General features: G+C 31.7%; 18 protein-coding genes and 2 pseudogenes. 9 read left to right on the forward strand and 11 right to left on the reverse strand.

Annotated features, from left to right (window positions below; all coding sequences use genetic code 11):
* The 4 genes from AC0L3M_RS15540 to AC0L3M_RS15555 all read right to left on the reverse strand — a co-directional run bounded on the left by AC0L3M_RS15540 (position 1) and on the right by AC0L3M_RS15555 (position 6125).
* Entirely contained in the window at positions 1 to 1233 is a 1233-nt protein-coding gene (locus tag AC0L3M_RS15540; RefSeq protein ID WP_473431333.1) for a glutamate-cysteine ligase family protein, read from the reverse strand.
* A gap of 2 nt (positions 1234 to 1235) precedes the next feature.
* Complete coding sequence (locus tag AC0L3M_RS15545) at positions 1236 to 2681, reverse strand: RimK family protein (protein WP_339808476.1); 1446 nt, start codon at positions 2679 to 2681, stop codon at positions 1236 to 1238.
* Between the two features lie 107 nt (positions 2682 to 2788).
* Positions 2789 to 4315, reverse strand: a complete 1527-nt coding sequence (locus AC0L3M_RS15550; protein ID WP_473431334.1) for a GNAT family N-acetyltransferase — start codon at positions 4313 to 4315, stop codon at positions 2789 to 2791.
* A gap of 79 nt (positions 4316 to 4394) precedes the next feature.
* Positions 4395 to 6125, reverse strand: a complete 1731-nt coding sequence (locus tag AC0L3M_RS15555) for a M14 family metallopeptidase (protein ID WP_473431335.1) — start codon at positions 6123 to 6125, stop codon at positions 4395 to 4397.
* A gap of 96 nt (positions 6126 to 6221) precedes the next feature.
* Here AC0L3M_RS15555 and AC0L3M_RS15560 point away from each other — a divergent pair, with 96 nt between their 5' ends.
* Positions 6222 to 7883: a SulP family inorganic anion transporter gene (locus tag AC0L3M_RS15560; protein ID WP_145000965.1), complete on the forward strand. Its 1662-nt coding sequence runs from the start codon at positions 6222 to 6224 to the stop codon at positions 7881 to 7883.
* Positions 7884 to 7929: 46 nt separating this feature from the next.
* On the opposite strand, the gene coaD is transcribed toward AC0L3M_RS15560, so the two are convergent.
* Genes coaD through AC0L3M_RS15575 form a run of 3 tightly spaced genes read right to left on the reverse strand, consistent with a single transcriptional unit; the run spans position 7930 to position 10020 of the window.
* Positions 7930 to 8385, reverse strand: a complete 456-nt coding sequence (coaD, locus tag AC0L3M_RS15565; protein ID WP_145000963.1) for a pantetheine-phosphate adenylyltransferase — start codon at positions 8383 to 8385, stop codon at positions 7930 to 7932.
* A 12-nt stretch (positions 8386 to 8397) separates the two neighbouring features.
* Positions 8398 to 9006, reverse strand: coding sequence for a zinc-ribbon domain-containing protein (locus tag AC0L3M_RS15570; RefSeq protein WP_473431336.1), 609 nt, complete (start codon positions 9004 to 9006; stop codon positions 8398 to 8400).
* 39 nt (positions 9007 to 9045) lie between these two features.
* Positions 9046 to 10020, reverse strand: a complete 975-nt coding sequence (locus tag AC0L3M_RS15575) for a D-alanine--D-alanine ligase (protein WP_473431337.1) — start codon at positions 10018 to 10020, stop codon at positions 9046 to 9048.
* A 126-nt stretch (positions 10021 to 10146) separates the two neighbouring features.
* Between AC0L3M_RS15575 and AC0L3M_RS15580 the strand changes: the two genes are divergently transcribed.
* The 3 genes from AC0L3M_RS15580 to yaaA all read left to right on the forward strand — a co-directional run bounded on the left by AC0L3M_RS15580 (position 10147) and on the right by yaaA (position 12722).
* Positions 10147 to 10710, forward strand: coding sequence for a PASTA domain-containing protein (locus AC0L3M_RS15580; RefSeq protein WP_145000957.1), 564 nt, complete (start codon positions 10147 to 10149; stop codon positions 10708 to 10710).
* 3 nt (positions 10711 to 10713) lie between these two features.
* Entirely contained in the window at positions 10714 to 11751 is a 1038-nt protein-coding gene (locus AC0L3M_RS15585; protein ID WP_473431338.1) for an RluA family pseudouridine synthase, read from the forward strand.
* 212 nt (positions 11752 to 11963) lie between these two features.
* The gene (gene yaaA / locus AC0L3M_RS15590) at positions 11964 to 12722 is read left to right on the forward strand and encodes a peroxide stress protein YaaA (RefSeq protein ID WP_473431339.1); all 759 of its coding nucleotides are present in this window, start codon (positions 11964 to 11966) and stop codon (positions 12720 to 12722) included.
* Between the two features lie 284 nt (positions 12723 to 13006).
* Here yaaA and AC0L3M_RS15595 read toward each other — a convergent pair whose 3' ends face one another.
* Positions 13007 to 13144, reverse strand: a complete 138-nt coding sequence (locus tag AC0L3M_RS15595) for a 30S ribosomal protein THX (protein ID WP_145000950.1) — start codon at positions 13142 to 13144, stop codon at positions 13007 to 13009.
* 118 nt (positions 13145 to 13262) lie between these two features.
* Between AC0L3M_RS15595 and AC0L3M_RS15600 the strand changes: the two genes are divergently transcribed.
* Positions 13263 to 13970: a uracil-DNA glycosylase family protein gene (locus AC0L3M_RS15600; protein ID WP_473431340.1), complete on the forward strand. Its 708-nt coding sequence runs from the start codon at positions 13263 to 13265 to the stop codon at positions 13968 to 13970.
* A 31-nt stretch (positions 13971 to 14001) separates the two neighbouring features.
* Here the strand turns inward: AC0L3M_RS15600 and AC0L3M_RS15605 are convergent, their stop codons facing one another.
* Together AC0L3M_RS15605 and AC0L3M_RS15610 are read right to left on the reverse strand one after the other, a co-directional pair.
* A complete protein-coding gene (locus AC0L3M_RS15605; protein ID WP_473431341.1) occupies positions 14002 to 14334 on the reverse strand; it encodes a DUF1304 domain-containing protein in 333 nt (110 codons plus the stop codon).
* Positions 14335 to 14344: 10 nt separating this feature from the next.
* Positions 14345 to 14938, reverse strand: a complete 594-nt coding sequence (locus AC0L3M_RS15610; protein WP_473431342.1) for an FMN-binding negative transcriptional regulator — start codon at positions 14936 to 14938, stop codon at positions 14345 to 14347.
* Between the two features lie 74 nt (positions 14939 to 15012).
* Here AC0L3M_RS15610 and radC point away from each other — a divergent pair, with 74 nt between their 5' ends.
* The 4 genes and pseudogenes from radC to AC0L3M_RS15630 all read left to right on the forward strand — a co-directional run bounded on the left by radC (position 15013) and on the right by AC0L3M_RS15630 (position 18540).
* Positions 15013 to 15711 (forward strand): RadC family protein, encoded by a 699-nt coding sequence (gene radC, locus AC0L3M_RS15615; protein WP_145000942.1) that lies wholly within the window; start codon positions 15013 to 15015, stop codon positions 15709 to 15711.
* A gap of 1 nt (position 15712) precedes the next feature.
* Positions 15713 to 16996 (forward strand): annotated as a pseudogene (locus tag AC0L3M_RS15620) (polysaccharide deacetylase family protein); the annotation flags it as partial.
* Between the two features lie 78 nt (positions 16997 to 17074).
* Positions 17075 to 17686: pseudogene (locus tag AC0L3M_RS15625) on the forward strand (HAD family hydrolase); the annotation flags it as partial.
* A 2-nt stretch (positions 17687 to 17688) separates the two neighbouring features.
* Positions 17689 to 18540, forward strand: a complete 852-nt coding sequence (locus AC0L3M_RS15630; RefSeq protein WP_473431343.1) for a hypothetical protein — start codon at positions 17689 to 17691, stop codon at positions 18538 to 18540.
* On the opposite strand, the gene AC0L3M_RS15635 is transcribed toward AC0L3M_RS15630, so the two are convergent.
* Positions 18537 to 19814, reverse strand: a complete 1278-nt coding sequence (locus AC0L3M_RS15635; protein WP_473431344.1) for a replication-associated recombination protein A — start codon at positions 19812 to 19814, stop codon at positions 18537 to 18539. The genes AC0L3M_RS15630 and AC0L3M_RS15635 overlap by 4 nt on opposite strands.
* Positions 19815 to 20018 lie beyond the last annotated feature (204 nt).

Genomic DNA, 20018 nt, shown 5'->3' on the forward strand with positions numbered 1-20018 from the left:
TTAATTTATAGGAATAAACATTTTGTTTTCCTCCAAACATGTTGCTAATTGTTTATAAACCAATTCAATATTTTTAACCGAAACATCATGATTCAACGCGTTAACAATTCTGGTTGATAGCGTACCATGATTAAAAATGACTTCTAATGCGTTTTGATAGTCCTTAGAAATATTATCTTTTACTAATGTGTATAGTTGTTGCCACACGTTTTTAACACTAGAAGCTTGCTTTATTCCAAATAACTCAAGGTAGTCTAAGTTAGAGATATTATATACTTCACCATCTTTAATTACTGCGTTTAAAATAGAAAACAAATCCTGCTTTAACCATTTTTTTTGATTTTTAAGACGTGTTGTATCTTCATTAACTAAAAGCTTTAAGACTTCAATTATTAATGCGCAAATAGCAATGTCGGCTTTTGGACAATCTTGAATGTCCACTAGTCTAATTTCTATTGCATTTCGGTCAAACCTTGCAATTGCACCACGACTATTTAAAAAATGATGATCTAAAATATTGTTTGTGTCATACTTTTTAATGACTTGTTTTATGGGTTCAAAAATGGTAGCGTAGTAATCTGCTTTTGTAAAAACACGCTCTGGTATAACCAAACCAGTCATTTCTGGAATTTCTTTTTGATTGGTTTTATAATATTCTAATCTAGTGTCTTTAAATCCAGTAATTTTACCATCTAAAATAGGCGAACTTGCACATAGACCAGGAATTAAGGGTAATATTATCCTGATGGCAGCATGTAATTTTTCAAACTCTTTATCATCATAAAAGGGTAAGTTAATGTGTGTGCTTTGCACATTACTCCAACCATGACCTTTACAATCAAAAATCCTGTTGTACAACTCGTAAACTTCACTATAACTATGTTTCCATAGTTGTGTATCCTTTAAAGGATTCATCGTAGGATGAGACGCTGTAGGTAGTAATTTTGTGTTTAAAGGTTTTAATAAACCATTTATTTCTATGATGTTTTGATGAAATGCTTCTGCAAGATTATTTAAATCATTAGTTGGTCCATTCGTTTTAATTTCAACAACATGTCCAACCAATTCATTGCTCCAAGCGATAGATCCGTTTTCGATATCAGAAGTTATTTTACCATTTTTTTTAGTAAGTAAAACATCAACAATAGGAGCAACTTTAAAGCTGTTAGTGTTTACTAACATATATTCTAGCTCTATTCCGTAAACTTCAAATAAGTGATATTTTTTAGACATAATTATTCTAATCTAGTTTTTAAAGCCTGTAGTATTTTAGTGTAAACTAAATCGCCATAATAGGCATCCTCTACGCCATAGTCAATATTTGGATTGTCATTTATTTCAATAACCATTGGTTTGTTATTGACCACTTTTATGTCAATACCATACAAGCCTTTACCCATTAGTTTTGCAGATTTTATTGCCATAGTAATTACATCCTTTGGGACGTCTTCTATAGGCAGGCAATCAGCGTCACCATCTTGATCATTTTTTTTGTCTGCATTCCAGTTATAGATTTGCCAATGTCCTTTAGCCATATAATATTTACAAGCATAAAATGGAACATCGTCGATAATGCCTATGCGCCAATCATAATCTGAAGGACAAAACTCTTGTGCAATAATTAAATCGGACTCTTTTAGCATATCTGTTACCAAGGTGTCATATTCTTTAGCTGTTTTAGCCTTTTTTACTCCAAATGAAAACGTGCTATCTGGTGCTTTTAATACACAAGGTAAACCAACTTGTTCTAGGACTAAGGCTCTGTTTTCCTTGTGGACAATTACTGTTTTTGGAGTCGCAATATGAGCATTGTTTAGCGCTTCTGCCATGTACACTTTGTTGCAGCATTTTAAAATTGCTTCTGGGTAATCAATAATAGCAATACCTTCTTGCTGTGCTTTACGCGCAAATGCATATGCTTCATTATTAACTTCAGTACTTTGTCTAATAAATAAAGCGTCAAAAGAAGACAAGCGACTTAAATCTTTAGGCTCTATAATTTCAGCATAAATATTCATCTTTTCAGCAATATCTATAAACTTTTTTAAAGCTTTTGTATTGCTAGGAGGAGCAGGATCGTTTGGATTGACCAAAATAGCTAAGTCAAAATCTGATGTTGTTAGTTTAGGTGTATCGTAACGTTTTTTAGCAAAATACTGATTAGCAAAAAGGTTGACACTTTCAAGATGATCACTAGGGATTTCTGATTCTGAAATAGCTTTAATACTTTGTATGTTCCATTTATTATTATGATGAAAATTTACGCGTAAAAAAGGAACTTGAAAATGTTTGTAAAACAAACTACTTAGCTCTTTATATTTTTGTGCCACATTTTGACCAAAGTATATACTTAAAGTAAACTCTCTAGACTTAATGCTTTTTAGGCTTTGTTGAATAACATCGTCAAACTCGTCGGAAACTATTTTGACTAGTTTAAGTGTTTTTAAATCTACAATGTTTCTTACTGTTGGAATGGCTAAATGACCTCTAGCTTCGGCTAAAAGCGAGACGTAGTAACCTTTGGATTGGTAACTATAATCTTTGCAAAGATTAAATATTCTTGCTTTTTTTAAAAGCGAAAATTTAGGATTGGTAAGATAATCTTGCGATGAAATTACCGTAATATTCTCAATCGAAAAATGCCATTTTTCTGGTTGATTGACAACAATGTATTTGTTCATTTTATGCGAAGATCGCGATATAAATTTATGTAAAGTTATATTATTTTTAAACTGGTTTTACATTTTGTAAAACCAGTTTAGTTAAATTTTTAATAAATAATTTAGACTTATTTTTTAGTTAAGCTAAAGATGTCTTTACGTCTGTCTCTTAGGTTTCTAACGCTACCAAACTGGTTAAGTTCGCGTAGTAAATCTATGTCAACATCTGCAATTAATATCATCTCTGTGTTGGTTGTTGCTTCTGCTTTTATTCCATTTGCTGGAAAGGCAAAATCACATGGTGTAAATACCATGGATTGCGCATATTGGATGTCCATGTTATGCACTTTAGGTAAATTACCTACGCTTCCTGCGATAGCTACATAGCATTCGTTTTCTATCGCTCTTGCTTGTGCACAATTGCGTACTCTAGAGTATCCATTTTGTGTGTCTGTCAAAAACGGAACAAATAGGATGTCCATACCTTCGTCTGCTAAAAGTCTACTTAACTCTGGAAACTCAGAATCGTAACATATCAAAATTCCTATTTTACCACAGTCGGTATCAAAAGCCTCTAATTTAGTACCACCTTGCATTCCCCAAACTTTAGCTTCGTCAGGAGTAACATGAAGTTTTTCATAACGTTCTAAAGTACCATCACGTCTACATAAATAGCCAACGTTGTATAATAAGTCGTCTTTCATTTCTGGAAAACTTCCAGTAATGATGTTTATGTTGTAGGATATTGCTAATTCAGAAAACTTCTGAACGATTTCTTCCGTGTGTTTGGCTAGTTCTCTAATTGCTTCAGACTCTGGTAAATGGTTGTTATCTGCCATTAAAGGCGCATTAAAAAACTCTGGAAATAATGCAAAGTCAGATCTATATCCAGATACTGCGTCAACAAAGTATTCTGCTTGTTGCATTAATTCTTCTAAATCTTTATACAAACGCATTTGCCACTGTATAAGACCTAATCGCACAACTTTTTTCTTGGTAGCTGCTTTTTTAGATGGTTTTTGGTAATAAATATTATCCCATTCTAATAGTACAGCAAATTCACCAGAATCTTTATCACCTTCTAAATAGCCTTTTAAAACTCTTAGTGGGTGAAAGTCGTTTGAGATTTGAAAATTTAAAACTGAGTCATGAATTTCTTTTCTTTTTACCTTATCCATGTACTCCTTAGGTGTCATTTCGTTTTGGTAATTATGAAAATTAGGAATACGACCGCCAAAAACAATACCTCTTAAGTTAAGTTTTTCACACAACTCTTTTCTGTAATCATATAAACGTCTACCTAAACGTAAACCTCTAAATTTTGGTTTAATAAATACGTCAATACCATATAATACATCACCAGATTTTGTGTGTGTATTAAAAGTATAGTTGCCAGTAATATCTTCGTAGGTATGCTCTGCTTCAATCCTGTCATAATCAACTATTATAGACAAAGCACAACCAGCGATTTGATTGTTAATTTTAATAACAACTTGTCCTTCCGGAAACTTGTCAATTAAAGTTTTAATTTGATTTTCTCTCCAATATAGATTAGGCATAGATTTGTATGCTTCTTGCATAGCTTCTTTTAACTCTTGATAATCATCTAAAGTTAGATATGCTAATTCTATATTTTCAATGTCTTGTGGATTCATTTTTATTTACTTGAAATTTTAAGTAAATGTAATATAAAAATTTATCCAATAATCAACAATAAAAATTATTTTTCAGGCATTATTTTAGTCTATAAACAGGATATTGTAAATGTGCTTTTTCGTAATTAACACTCTGTTTATGAAGCCAGTCAAGCTGAGCGTACCAATTTGAAGCAAAGTCTTTATCGTAAGATTTTTTAAGATTAAAATTGATTCTTAATTTTGGGTCTTGTCTTAAAATTAATTCGGCTTTATCTTCCCAAACATAAGGCGAAAACCCTTCCTTTTGTTGCAGTATTGTATCGAAAAAATTCCAGTTAAAAAATGAATCAGGAGCTTGCGGTTCTAAAGTTTCGATTAAGTATCTAAAAGCCTCTTGATTAGTTTTAATAATGAAATCTCCTTTTTTAAATGTTATGGCGTCTTCCGAAACTTTTATACTTGTATTAAAATGCTGGTAATGTCCTTCATAAGCTTGCGACCTTGTTTGGTAGTTGTCAATTTTATAAGATTGAACCGTTAAAGTAGAGTCTTTGGTTAGTGGTGTCATCTCCACCTCATTTAATTTTAAAAGCTCAATGACATTCCACCATCCCTGAGGAATGATATAGGCTTCTGGTATGTTGATTTCTAAACTAGGTTTAAAATAATTTTGATAGGTAATTTGCTTTGTAAAAGGCTTGCTTCTGTCAAATTTTAAACGGTCTGCATCAGTAATGTTACTAGGTATCATATTACCTTCAAAACCTTTAAAATTTAAGGTTGTGGTTTGTGTGGTATCTATTTCCCATTGCAATGGATAAGTCTTTTTTGCAATAAGTTGTTGGTTGTAGTTTTGACGTAAGGATTTAATTTGTTCATGGTCTTCTTCTATAATTTCAATCATGGATTTCATTAACTCAAAGGTGCCTTCTACACGTTGTTTGTAAGGTTTAAGCATGTGTGTCTCAACCATCATACCTAAGGTGTTAAACAAAGTAGTGTAACCCGTAGAATATCTTGGACTATCCATAAATTGACTAAATCCAGCTTCCGGAACTTTATTAAACACGTTAACATATGGTGTAATGTCCCATTGTTTAATTGCTAACTTAGCTTCTAAGTTAGGTTGCATTTTGGTATGTAAATAATTACCTAAAGTACCACCAAGCTTATTGTGTTGCGTAAATAAATGCGTTAAAGTATATTGGTAGTCTGCGCCATTACTTACGTGATTGTCTATAAAAACATCAGGCTTTACCAAGTGGAAAATTTGAGCAAAGGTCTTAGCATTTTTGGTGTCACTTTTAATAAAATCTCTGTTTAAATCAAAGTTTCTAGCGTTACCTCTAAACCCATAAGCTTTAGGTCCATTTTGGTTTGTTCTTGTAGACGTGTTTCGATTTAAACTACCTCCAACATTATAAATAGGAATTGTGACTAATACAGTATGTTTAGGTGCTTCAATTTTACCAGAAGCAATATCTCTAAATAGCATCATAGTGGCATCAATACCATCAGATTCTCCTGGATGTATTCCGTTATTAATTAGTAAAATACGTTTGTGGTTTCTTATTGTTTTAAAATTAAAATTTCCATCAGGATTTAATGTGATTAAATGCAATGGTTTTCCGGAATCCGTACTGCCAATAGAGTCGATAGATATTGAAGTATAGGCTGTAGCTAAATCCTTGTAATACTGAATCGTTTGTTGGTAAGTAGCAGTTTCTAATCCTTGAGATTTTTCAAAAACAGTTTCAAAATCAAAATCCTTTTTAGTTGTAGATTTACACGAAACAACTAAAATTAATAAGACTAATATTTTTTTCATCAATTGTATTTTTAAATAACGGTTACACAAATATAATACTATAGACTTGTGATTGTTGTAATTAAACGTACTTTTGCAGCTTGAAAAATTGAAGATATGACAGAGTTTATTAGAAAAATAGTTCCGAACGCAAAAGATGATGTATTAGCAGGAATAACCGTGTCTTTAGCAATGATTCCAGAAGTAGTGGCTTTTGCTTTTGTAGCACAAATAGATCCTTTAATGGCATTATCAGGTGCCTTTATTATAGGATTGATAACAGCTATTTTTGGAGGTAGACCAGGTTTGATATCTGGAGCAGCAGGAGCTGTAGCAGTTATTTTTGTAACTATGATTGCGGATGGTCATACCAAAGGGATGTTAATGGATACACCTATTGAAAACATGGGTTTTTTCTATCTGATGGCTTGTGTGGTCTTAATGGGAATTATACAAATTTTTGCAGGTGTTTTTAAATTAGGACGTTTTGTTAGATTGATTCCGCATCCTGTAATGATGGGATTTGTAAACGGTTTGTCTATCGTTATTTTTATGGCTCAAGTAAAAATGTTTTCTCATAAATCCTTAAAAGTGTCTGATGCAGGAGTAAACGAATATGTGAGCACCTACATGCAAGGCTCTGAGTTGTATACCATGATTGGATTGGTATTATTAACTATGGGAATTATTTGGGGATTACCTAAAATAACCAAAAAGTTGCCTGCAGCATTAACTGCTATTTTAGTAACCAGTTTAATTGTTATTGGATTTAATATGGACGTATCTACTGTAGGATCTTATATTATTGAAGGTGGAGGAACAGGGTTAAAAGGAGAATTTCCAACACCAAATATGGAGCTTTGGGAGAAATTACCATTTAATTTAGATACTTTAAAATTTATTGCTTTACCAGCATTTTTAGCAGCATCTGTTGGATTAATTGAGTCTTTAATGACTATGAATTTAGTTGACGAATTGACAGAAACCAGAGGAAACGGTAACCGAGAATGTGTGGCGCAAGGTGCAGGAAATATTGTGTCAGGATTGTTTGGTGGTACAGGTGGTTGTGGTATGATTGGTCAAACGGTTATTAATATTAATGCAGGTGGACGTGGTAGATTATCTGGAATTATGATGGCTGTGACTTTATTGTCCTTTATTTTGTTTGCAGATAAGTTAATAGAAATGGTGCCAATTGCAGCTTTAGTAGGTGTGATGTTTATGATGGTCATCGAAACTTTTGCATGGTCTAGTTTTAGAATATTAAAGAAAATACCAATGTCTGATGCAGTGGTGCTAATAACGGTATCCTTAGTTACAGTATTTGTTGATTTAGCAGTTGCAGTATTTATTGGTGTAATAATTTCGGCTTTAGTATTTGCTTGGGAAAACGCAACAAAAATTAGAGCTAGAAAGCGTATTAAAGAAGATGGTACTAAAGTTTACGAAATTTGGGGACCATTATTTTTTGGAAGTATTCAAGCGTTTAATGATAAGTTTGATGCTAAAAACGATCCAGAGAAAATAGAAATAGATTTTGTTGAATCTCGTGTGAGTGATCATTCTGCATTAGAGGCTATTTTTAATTTAGTTGAAAAGTATGAGAAAGAAGGTAAGCAAATACGTTTAAAGCATTTAAGCGAAGATTGTAAAGTATTACTATATAAATCTAGTCCTAAGTTTAGAGAGGTTGTTGTAGAGGCTATTGATGATCCTAGGTATCATTTAGCAGCTAATCCAGAAGATTTCCCTAAACCACTATCAGAATATAAATTTTAAATAAAAAAAGACGAGCATTTGATGCTCGCCTTTTTTTATTGTCAGGTTATTTAACCCTAACACTATCTGGTACTAAGACAGTGTAATCACCATTGTTTCTTATTACTTCTCTAACAATGCTAGAGCTTATGTAGGATGTTCTGGCAGCAGTTAATAAAAATACAGTTTCTATTTTTGATAGTTTTCTGTTAGTATGTGCAATTGCTTTTTCAAACTCAAAATCAGCAGGATTACGTAAACCACGTAAAATAAATTGAGCATTAATCTCTTTACAAAAATCAATAGTCAGACCTTTATAGGTCATTATTTTTACTTTAGGTTCATCTTTAAAGGTGTCTTCTAAAAAACGTTTTCGGTCTTCTAAAGAAAACATATATTTTTTTTCAGAGTTAACACCTATAGCCACAACTACTTCATCAAAAAGTTTTACGCCACGTTTTATTATATCCAAATGACCTAATGTGATAGGATCAAAGGATCCAGGAAAAAGTGCTCGTTTCATAATTATCTTAATTTAATCTCTATCCACTTCGTAAATGTACTCTTGCTCAAAAAGGGTTTTTATTTCCTGTTTTGAGTAGCCATCTAGCTCTGTGGTATAATTTTCTGTTTTATTTATTTTATAAATTTTAGATTTTCTATCTATTTCATAATCATTAAAAATGACGTAAATACTATCTGATGTGACTGTAGTAACCTTCATAGATGTGTAATATCCAGTTTGTGAAGCCTTAACGGAATACACGTCTCCAATCCTAGGATTGTTAATATACAAGGTATCATTTTCGTCATCTTTTTTACTTAAGTATGTTGCAACTAAAATAGCAAGAGTAATAATTATCAATCCACTAAAATACCATAACGGAAACCTAACGCCTGTTTTTTCTAGTTCAAACTTTTGTTTTATTTGTTCAGGTAGTTCTTTTAGGTTGTACGTGCGTTTACAATGGTTGCATTCTAAAACATAAGTTTTACCTATAGGAAATAAAGGGATCCAATATACGTAAGCATATTTGCCATAAATAGTATAATGCATAGTTTGTCCTTCTGTGCAATTGGGACATTTTACATTTATAAGTTGACCTTCTTTAAGTTTGCTAGCTTTACTTCCGTAAAAAACCATAGTGTTTGGGGATTTGGTTAATTATTAAATATAGGCTATTTATTTTAAAGCTTCTTCAATAGCATTTCCAAATAAATCAGGCATACTAATTCCTGCAGCTTGCGCTTGTTGTGGTAAAATACTAGCGTTAGTAAGACCAGGAATGGTATTCATTTCTAATAAATGAGGTTCGTTATTTTTAAAAATAAATTCACTTCTAGAAAAACCAGTCATTCTTAAAACCTCATAGACCTTTTTAGCTACAGTATTTACTTTGGCTTCTTGTGCTTTAGTTAATCTTGCAGGTGTAATTTCTTGAGATTTACCAAGGTATTTAGCTTCGTAATCAAAAAAATCATTTTCGCTTACAATCTCTGTGATAGGTAAAACTTTAGTTTCGCCTTTATAAGTAATAACACCTACAGATACCTCAGTACCATCTAAAAAAGATTCTATAATTATTTCGTCATCCTCTTTAAAAGCATGGTTAATTGCTTGTTGTAGGTCTTCTTTTTTGTGCACTTTTGTAATACCAAAACTACTTCCAGCTTTATTAGCCTTTACAAAACAAGGTAATCCAACTTTAGTAATAATATTCTCCTCATTTACGGGATCACCTAAATTTAGGTAATAGCTTTCAGCAGTTAAAATACCATAAGGTTTTAAAATACTTAAACAGTCTCTCTTGTTAAAAGTAACAGCAGCCTGATACATGCCACAACTAGTATGAGGTAAGTTTAATAATTTAAAATAGCCTTGCATATAACCATCCTCTCCTGGACTACCATGGATAGCATTAAAAACACAATCAAAAGTAACTTTAGTATTGTCTATAGTTACAGAAAAATCGTTTTTATCAATAGCAAATTCTTGGTCTGCATCGTCTACATACACCCATTTGTCTTTAAAGATATGTATGCGATAGGCATTATATTTAACCTTATCTAAATTTTGATATACCACGTTTCCGCTGGTAAGAGAGATCTTATATTCACTAGAATAACCTCCCATTATTATGGCAATGTTTTTTTTCATTTAAATCTAAATTATTTCAGATATTCAATAAACCATTAAAATATTCGTTTTGTAAAAATATCATTTATTTTATTCCGAAGATAAAACCTTTTAGTTTTTATATATTTGCCTACAAAAATTAGTTAAATGAGTGTCATCAATTTTCTTAAAAGTAAAGTGTTTTTTAAGCAATTAGCAATAGCAGTAGTCGCTGTGGTTGTTTTAGTGTTTTTAATGCTTAAGTGGTTAAACATTACTACAAATAATAACGAGTTTGAAACGGTTCCGGATTTGACAGGAAAATCGATAGAAGTTGCAAAAATAGAGTTAGAAAAAAACAACTTGGTAATGCAAATTCAGGACTCGGCTAATTTTAATCCCGATTACCCAAAGTTTTCTGTAATAGAGCAGGACCCAAAAGCAAGCGCTAAAGTTAAAGAAAACCGTAAAATATACATTACATTAAATCCGTCAGGATACCGTAAAATAGCAGTGCCTGATTTAAGTCATAAAAGTTTTAGACAAGCAAAACCAACAATTGAAGCATTAGGCTTTAAAATAGGAAAAACAATATATGTTGACCATATTGGTAAAGATATGGTTAGAGAATTACGTCATAAAGGAGAAACATTAAAACCTAACACAAAACTGCCTAAAACAGCAGTAATAGATGTCGTGCTAGGTAACGGTAACCGTCCTGGAGGCAATTAAATTATGGAGGACTACACACCAGAATTACAAGAGGAAGATGCAGATGGACTATTTGAACATCATTCTTTTACAGCAGATAAAGGTCAAAAACCATTACGTATAGACAAATGGTTAATGAACAAAATAGAAAACGCAACACGTAATAAAATACAAGATGCAGCCAAAAACGGAAGCATATTTGTAAATGACGTACCAGTTAAATCCAATTATAAGGTTAAACCGGAAGACGTTATTGCAGTGCGTTTTGAGCATCCACCACACGAAAACCTATTGGTAGGAGAAGATTTACCATTAGATGTTGTTTATGAAGACGACCAATTGCTAGTCGTTAACAAACCAGCAGGTATGGTTGTCCATCCAGGACATGGTAATTATTCTGGGACACTAATTAATGCATTAATATTTCATTTTGATAATTTACCTAACAACTCTAGCGATCGTCCAGGATTAGTCCATAGGATAGATAAAGACACATCAGGTTTATTAGTTGTAGCAAAAACGGAAGTCGCTATGGCACATTTGTCAGCACAGTTTAAAGCCAAAACAAGCGAGCGTGAATATGTCGCAATAGTTTGGGGAAATATGGATGAGGAAGAAGGTACCATAGAAGGTAACATTGGACGTCATCCAAAAAACAGACTGCAAAACACAGTATACTTAGACGACGATGCAGACAAAGGTAAACCAGCAGTAACACACTATAAGGTTTTAGAGCGTTTAGGCTATGTTACTTTAGTCAGCTGTAAGCTAGAAACAGGACGCACACACCAAATACGTGTCCACATGAAACACATTGGACATACCTTGTTTAATGACGAGCGTTATGGCGGAAACCTAATACTAAAAGGAACCACGTTTACCAAGTACAAGCAATTTGTAGATAACTGTTTTAAAGTATTACCACGTCAAGCACTACACGCAAAAACACTAGGCTTTGTGCATCCTACAACAAATAAATTTATGAGTTTTGAGTCTGAAATTCCAGAAGATATTCAGGAATGTATTGAAAAGTGGAGAGGCTATTCCAAACACATGGAATAAGTTATAAAATATAATTTGGGCGTTACCACAAGGGTCGCGCTATCCATTATATCTTTTTTTGCCATATATGGCAGCAAAAAAAGGATGTCATTACTATCGCTAACGCAAAGACTAGCGATAGTAAACACACATTTTAATATATAAAATTACTATAGTTTCAGCTTTTATAAAGGTCATATAATTTGTATTTTTATATCAGAAATAAAAACACAATGAAACTAGTTATATCTCCAGCAAAATCCCTTGATTTTGAAAGCAAATTACCTACAGTAAAAGCGACACAACCTCTTTTTTTAGAGCAATCCACAAAATTAAATAAGGTATTAAAAAAGCAAAAGCCTAAAGACCTATCTCAATTAATGAGTATTAGCGATAATTTAGCACAATTAAATTATAACCGTAATCAAGATTGGACACTACCTTTTACAAAGGATAATGCTAGACCAGCAATGTATGCTTTTAATGGAGATGTATATAAAGGGTTAGACGCTTATAATATTGCAGCAGACAAGTTAGACCTTGCTCAAGATACTATCAGGATTTTATCCGGTTTATACGGTGTTTTAAAACCGTTAGACCTAATACAACCCTACAGACTAGAAATGGGAACAAAAATGCCAGTAGGAAGTAATAAAAATCTATACGAATTTTGGAAAAAAGATATAGTCAAAGCCTTAAACCAAGAACTAGAAGACGACGAAGTGTTTCTTAATTTAGCCAGTAACGAGTATTTTAAAGCAATAGATACAAAAGCACTTAAAGTACCAGTCGTAACAGCAAATTTTAAAGAATTTAAAAACGGTAAACTTAAAATAATATCGTTTTATGCCAAAGAGGCTAGAGGTTTAATGGCTAAATACGTTATTGATACTAACGCTCAAACCATAGAAGATTTAAAACAGTTTAACTACAATAATTATCAATTTGATGGAAACCTCTCAACCCAAAAAGACTTGGTCTTTACAAGATAATAAACGTACACAATCAGAACGCGATTTATTTAAAGCAACAGGGAAGCCTAAAAAAAATAAGAATGTTACGTATTTGCTTTCTGTAATAGGTGCTTTATTGTTAGTTAGCTTTTTGCTGCCTAAATTATACGATCAGGTAATTACTGTTTGTATAACAGACACTATATGTTTAAATTCAGAGCATAACTTTATATTATATCCACTGTATATTTTTTGTACTATAGTAATATTGATCTTAGCAATTTATGGTGCTTATGTCGTTGGTAAAAAAATAGGAGAACGGTTTAAGGTTTAACCGTATCTTTTTTGTCCACATTAATTTTGGTTTCAGGTTTTACACGTTTTTTAATTCGTGGACGTCTAGTGCCAAATGTACCTCTGTTAATTTTTCCTCGTTTGGATTTTTTATCTCCTTTACCCATGTTTTTTTTATTTTAAAATTATAGTATAAGGTAGTAAAAGCACTATTTTTAAACAAGGTTATATTATTAAAGTTGTTATAAAATTTATTTGGACTTTATTTTATACTTAAATTATACGATGTTTAAACATATACATCCATATCCACCATTTATTAAAAAAGATACCACTAAGCTAATAGTCGGTACTTTACCACCACCACGTTTTACTACTGGACAGTTATTAGAAAAAGACGTAGACTTTTGCTATGGAAGCTATTATAACAGTTTATGGTTATATATTGATAAAATTCACAGTTTAGGTTTGCGTTATGATAACTCTCAAGAAGCCATCCAACAACGCAAGCGTTTTTTAATTCAAAATAAAATTGGTGTTTGTGATATTGTAGCTAGTGCAGAACGAGAAAAAATAGATGCTTCAGACCTAGGCATGACTAATATACAACTACGCGATTTAATTGGTTATTTACTAAAGTATCCAAATATTGACACCTTATTGTTTACAGGAGGTAACAGCAAAAATGGACCTGAATATTTTTTTAGAAAACATATTAAAGACTATAATATTTCTTTAAAGTTGGTATCCAAAATCACGCCTAAAATTCATCAATTTATGTTACCAAATGCTGTAAACACAGTTGATAACATTAAAGATAATTTATTCAGTAATAAAAAAGAGCGTTTAATTAAAACTGTATCACTAACCTCAGGATCTGGAGCAGCAAATATCGCTATTGGTAGTAATCCATTATATAAGCAGTTAAAAGCTAAAGACCCAAGTTTTAATACTTTTGATTTTAGGGTCATGCAGTATAGTGAGTATTTTTAATAATTAATAAATAGTACCAATAGGATGCCAATTATAGCAGGAAGTGCTTGTACAAAAAATATTTTTTAGAAACACTCATCGCTCCATAAATACCAGCAATAGTTACACAACTTAAAAAAAACAATCTAATATTGGATTGCCAGTATTGATTAGTTATAAAAAAAGTCCATAATAATCCAGCAGCTAAAAACCCATTATACAAGCCTTGGTTGGCAGCCATACTTTTAGTAGGTTTAAAAAGCGCTTTTGGAAAAGTTTTAAAAACTTTACGACCTGTAGTTTCCCAAGCAAACATTTCAAAATATAAAAAGTATACGTGTAATAACGTTACAAATCCAATAACAAGGTTTAATAGTATATCCATAATTATATTTTTAAAAAATTGATTCTAAAAATTGTTTAATGCTTTCTTGGTTAGCTTTTATTAAGGCTTCACGTGCATTTTCTTTATCCTTTGGTTTTTTATCCTGAGACAATTTAAACTTACCTTCCCAAGTGTTTATTGTGATTTCAAACATTTTAATATACTCTAAATTTTTATCTAATCTAGGATTGTCGGATTCCAAAACATAGTTGTGGTCTGGAGCTTCTAAAAATTCAGTCATGGTAATCAACGATTGTTTTAAAGCTTCAGTACTTTCAATTTTAGTCACTTTTCCAGTTAAATGTACTCTAATATAATTCCAAGTTGGTAATTGAGTAGTTGTATATATGCTAGGCGATATATAGCATTGTGGGCCATAAAAAAGGATAGTGACTTCGTTTTCATCCTTTAAAAGATTAGTTTGTGGATTATATATATCAATGTGGCCAATTAATTTACCATCAGTTTCACGATATATTAATGGTAAATGTGTAATTAAAGGTGTGTTATCTTTTACAGATATAATAGTTGCTAAAGGATATGTTTTTATCACTTCTAATAAGTGTCCTTTATCATTTTCTTGATGTTTTGCTGGAGGATACAATAGATTTATAACGTTATAAGTTCAAAGTATTTTATTTCATTTAAAATTTACTAAATATTGTGTAGATTTATAAAATGTCTGATAAAAGTACTTCATTTTCAATAAAAAACTGGTCTCAGGACGATCAACCTAGAGAAAAACTGCTTTACAAAGGTAAAGTCGCCTTAAGTGATGCAGAGTTGGTTGCCATTTTAATAGGATCTGGTAATAGACAAGAAAGTGCTGTTGCTTTATGTAAGCGTATTCTGGCGTCTACAGACAATAATTTAAGCCAATTAGGAAAACTGACCATAAAACAATTAATGGAGTTTAAGGGAATTGGAGAAGCCAAAGCAATAACTATTATTGCAGCTTTGGAGTTAGGACGTAGACGTAGAGGAGGAGAAGCACTAGAAAGAAAGAAGATAACCTCTAGTAAATCTGTATTTGAATTGATGCAACCTATTATTGGCGAGTTACCACATGAAGAGTTTTGGATAATTTATTTAAATAATTCAAATAAAGTAATTCACAAAAGCCAACTAAGTAAAGGTGGAATAACAGGTACATTAGTAGACACTAGATTAGTTTTAAAAACAGCTTTAGAGGTTGGAGCAGTAGGCTTAATATTAACACACAATCATCCTTCAGGAACTTTAAAACCTAGTCAAGCAGATAAGGATGTGACCTTAAAATTAAAATTAGCAGCGCAAAGTTTAGATATAAAAGTTTTAGATCATTTAATCATTACAGAGCAAAGTTATTTTAGCTTTGCAGATCAATCTATACTGTAATATGCTATTAGTTTATACACATAAAATAACACCTAGAGTAAAGTATGTTTTTAAACAAATTTGTACTAGAATTTTAGGAGTACCTGTTAGTTTTACGACAGTTATTGAAGAGTTTATTGCACATGATAGCTTAAAAATGTCTTATACAAGACAGCCTTTAAGTAACGAGATTTTTGTGCGTAGCAATGAGTTGCTATTTGAGCAAGGATTATCAGATATTGATATAACGGTATTACCTTGGGAAGACACAAAATGTTTTTTTCCAACAGGAGATAAAAGTGCAGTACCATTTGATATTTTTGCAGCTTCTTTTTATTTAATTAGTAGGTATGAAGAATATTTACCACACCTTAAAGATGAGTTTGGACGCTACACAGCAGAAGAGAGTTTAGCATATAAAAACAACTTTTTAGACCAACCTGTAGTAGATATTTGGGCATATAAATTTAAAGCTATTTTAAAAGCGACTTATCCAGATTTTAGCTTTCCAGAACAAAAGTATACTGTAATTCCTGTTATTGATGTTCCTATGGCTTACGAGTATAAATTAAAAGGAATAATGCGCACTGTAGGAGGTACGTCTAAAGATTTTTTTACTTTTAAATTTAGACGCTTGTACGAGCGTTACTCGGTTTTAACCGGTTTTAAGCGTGATCCATTGGATAATTACAAGTATATTATTAATAAGCAAAAAGCTTCAAAATATAAGTTTGTGTTTTTCTTTTTATTAGGCGATTTTTCAACCTATGATAAAAATATAAATCCTCAAAAGCAAAAGTTTATTTCGTTAATCAAACACATTGCAGATTATTGCAAAATAGGTATCAAGACCTCTTTTTTTGCTTTAACTAATTTGGATTTATTAAAAGAAGAAAAAACAAGAATGGAAGGTATTATAAACAATGCTATAGTGGGTTCTAGACACTCGTTTTCTAAAGTTAATTTACCAGAATCTTATCGTAATTTAGTCGAGTTAGAAATTCCTGAGGATTATACCATGGGTTACGTTAATCATTTAGGGTTTAGAGCCGGAACGTGTACTCCATTTTTATTTTATGATGTAGATTTTGAAGTGCAAACACCGCTTAAAATTGTACCTTATCAAGCATTAGATTTTGCATTTTTAAAATATCACTCGTTATTAGATAAACAACAATCTTTAAAAAGATTAATTAAAAGTATCAAAAATGTAAATGGTACTTTTGTACCTGTGTTTCATAACTACACCTTTAATAAACAAGAACGTTGGAAACATTTTAAAACCTTATTCAATATTATTTTAGATGTTAAAAAAAATAAAGTAGAACATATATTTTTTGATTTAGATCACACGCTTTGGGACTTTGATAAAAACTCTGCTTTAACCTTTGATTTTCTTTTTAAGAAACATGAGGTTAATACTAAATTAGCCGATTTTTTAAAATTTTACGAACCCATAAATCTTAAATATTGGAAACTATATAGAGATGAAAAAGTATCTAAAGACAATTTGCGTTACAATAGATTAAAAGAAACCTTTGATGCATTGCAATTTAGTATTGAAGATGATTTGATTAACACAATATCTGAAGATTATATTAACCATCTAAGCAGTTTTAATCATGTATTTGATGGCACTATAGAGTTGTTGGATTACCTTAAAACCAAATATAATTTGCATATTATTACAAATGGATTTAAGGAAGCACAAAACAATAAATTAAAAGGATCTAAGTTAGATCATTATTTTACTACAGTTACAAGTGCAGAGGTTGCAGGTGTTAAAAAACCTAACCCTCAAATTTTTAACTTTGCATTAAAGTTAGCTAATGCCAATTCCTCTAACAGTATCATGATAGGAGATAATTATGAAGCAGATATTTTAGGCGCATTAGATATTGGATTGGATGCCATTTGTTTTAATTATCATAAAGCAGAAATTAGTCCAGAAATTAAGGTTGTTAATCATTTATTAGACATTAAAAAATATTTATAATTATGAAAATTTCAAATAAAGTAAGTGTAATTGTAATCCTGTTAGTAAGCTTACTAACAAGTGTTAACGCACAAGACAAGTTAAATAATTACAAGTATGTTGTAGTGGCTAATCAATTTGATTTTCAGTCAGAACCTGATCAATATAGATTAAATGGTTTGACTACGTTTTTATTACAAAAACAAAATTTCACTGTATTTAGTAATACCGATGTTTTACCAGACGACGCTATAGCTAATGGTTGTTTAGTATTGTATGCAACATTAAAAAATTCATCTTCATTATTTAAGACCAAAGTAAACGTCCAATTTGAAAACTGTAAAAAAGAAATTGTTTTTACTTCGGATATTGGCGAGTCTAGAGATAAAAAGTACATCGTAGCCTATAACGAAGCAACGCGTAATGCATTTAATACCTTTTCAAGTTTTGAGCACACCTACAAAGCGACATCAGAAAATAGTACAACAACGCAAGTGGAAGCGCTAAAACAAGAAATAGAAACCTTAAAAGCTAATAAAGTAACTGAAGAGAGTCCTAAAGTAACTACTAAAGATGATACTAAAGATGAGGTTGTTAAAGCAACCAATACAGCTATCAAATCCAATAGTAATTTAGAAGTAGCTACTACAGTAGATAACACCTTAAAAGCGCAATTAATAACAGGATCTGTATTTAGTTATAATCTATTAGACGCCAATAACACTGTCGTTTATACTATTCTATTTTCAGGTAAAGAGGATTATTACATTGTAAAAGGACAAGACGCTTTAATCTATAAAATGAATAATCAATGGGTTTTGGCACACTACGTTAATAATGACCTACAGATAAAGGCAATTAATATTAAGTTTTAATAACCATATTTTTCCTTCCAACGTGATCTTAAAAAGTCGCGTTGGGCATTTTCCCTAGCATTATTTCCTGGGTCGTATAACTTAGTATTACTAACCTCTTTTGGTAAAAACTCTTGACTAGCAAAATTATTTTCATAATTATGGCTGTACTTGTAGTCTTCGCCATAACCAATTTCTTTCATTAATTTAGTTGGTGCATTTCTAATATTTAAAGGCACACTTAAATCTCCAGTTTGTTTAACCAATTGTTGAGCATGGTTAATAGCCATATAAGCAGCATTGCTTTTTGGCGAACTTGCTAAATAAGTGGCACACTGACTTAATATAATTCTAGACTCAGGGTAACCAATCGTGCTTACAGCCTGAAACGTTGTATTAGCCATGACCAATGCAGTAGGATTAGCATTACCAATATCTTCACTAGCCAAAATTAGCATACGTCTAGCAATAAACTTTACATCCTCACCACCTTCAACCATTCTAGCCAAATAATACACAGCAGCATTTGGGTCGCTACCTCTAATGGATTTTATAAAAGCAGACACAATATCATAATGCTGCTCTCCAGTTTTATCATAACGCACAGTATTATTTTGCACCTTGTCTAAAACCATAGTATCTGTTATTGTAATAATAGGTTTATCCTCACTATTAACAACCAGTTCAAAGATGTTTAAAAGTTTTCTAGCATCACCACCTGACAAACGCAATAAAGCACTCGTTTCATTAAGTTCTATAGTCTTTTTAGATAAGTACTCGTCTTTTTCAATCGCACGCTTTAAAAGGTCCTCTAAATCACTTTTTTCAAAAGCTTTTAAAATATAAACCTGACAGCGTGACAATAATGCCGATATTACCTCAAAACTTGGATTTTCAGTCGTTGCACCAATTAACGTCACCCAACCCTTTTCTACAGCTTGTAACAAACTATCTTGCTGTGATTTGCTAAATCTATGAATCTCATCAATAAACAAAATTGGGTTTTTAGCAGTAAATAAACCACCACTATTTTTAGCCTTCTCAATAACCTCTCGCACATCTTTAACACCAGAGCTAATTGCACTTAAAGTATAAAAAGGACGCTTAGAGGTTTGCGCAATAATATTAGCCAACGTTGTTTTTCCAATACCAGGAGGTCCCCAAAGTATCATACTAGGTATAATGCCTTGATTAATATGACTGGTTAAAGTCCCGTTTGGACCTACTAAATGTGACTGACTTATGTAGTCGTCTAAAGTTTGTGGACGTAATCGTTCTGCTAAAGGCGTGTTCATAACTGTAAAATTAAATTAATTTTTGTTTAGGCGTGTCTTTTTTGCGCATTCTTAACAAAAAAGTCAGGCTTTCATTACTCAATCTTTTTGCTAATGCAAAAAGGATTTCAGACAAACCATTCAATTACGAAGTCTTCACGATTTCTTTCAAAATAGTATTCATGAGTAATCCTTCACGCAGTAACCGACTGACATTATTGCAAG

Source organism: Olleya sp. KJ81-1 (assembly GCF_055808135.1).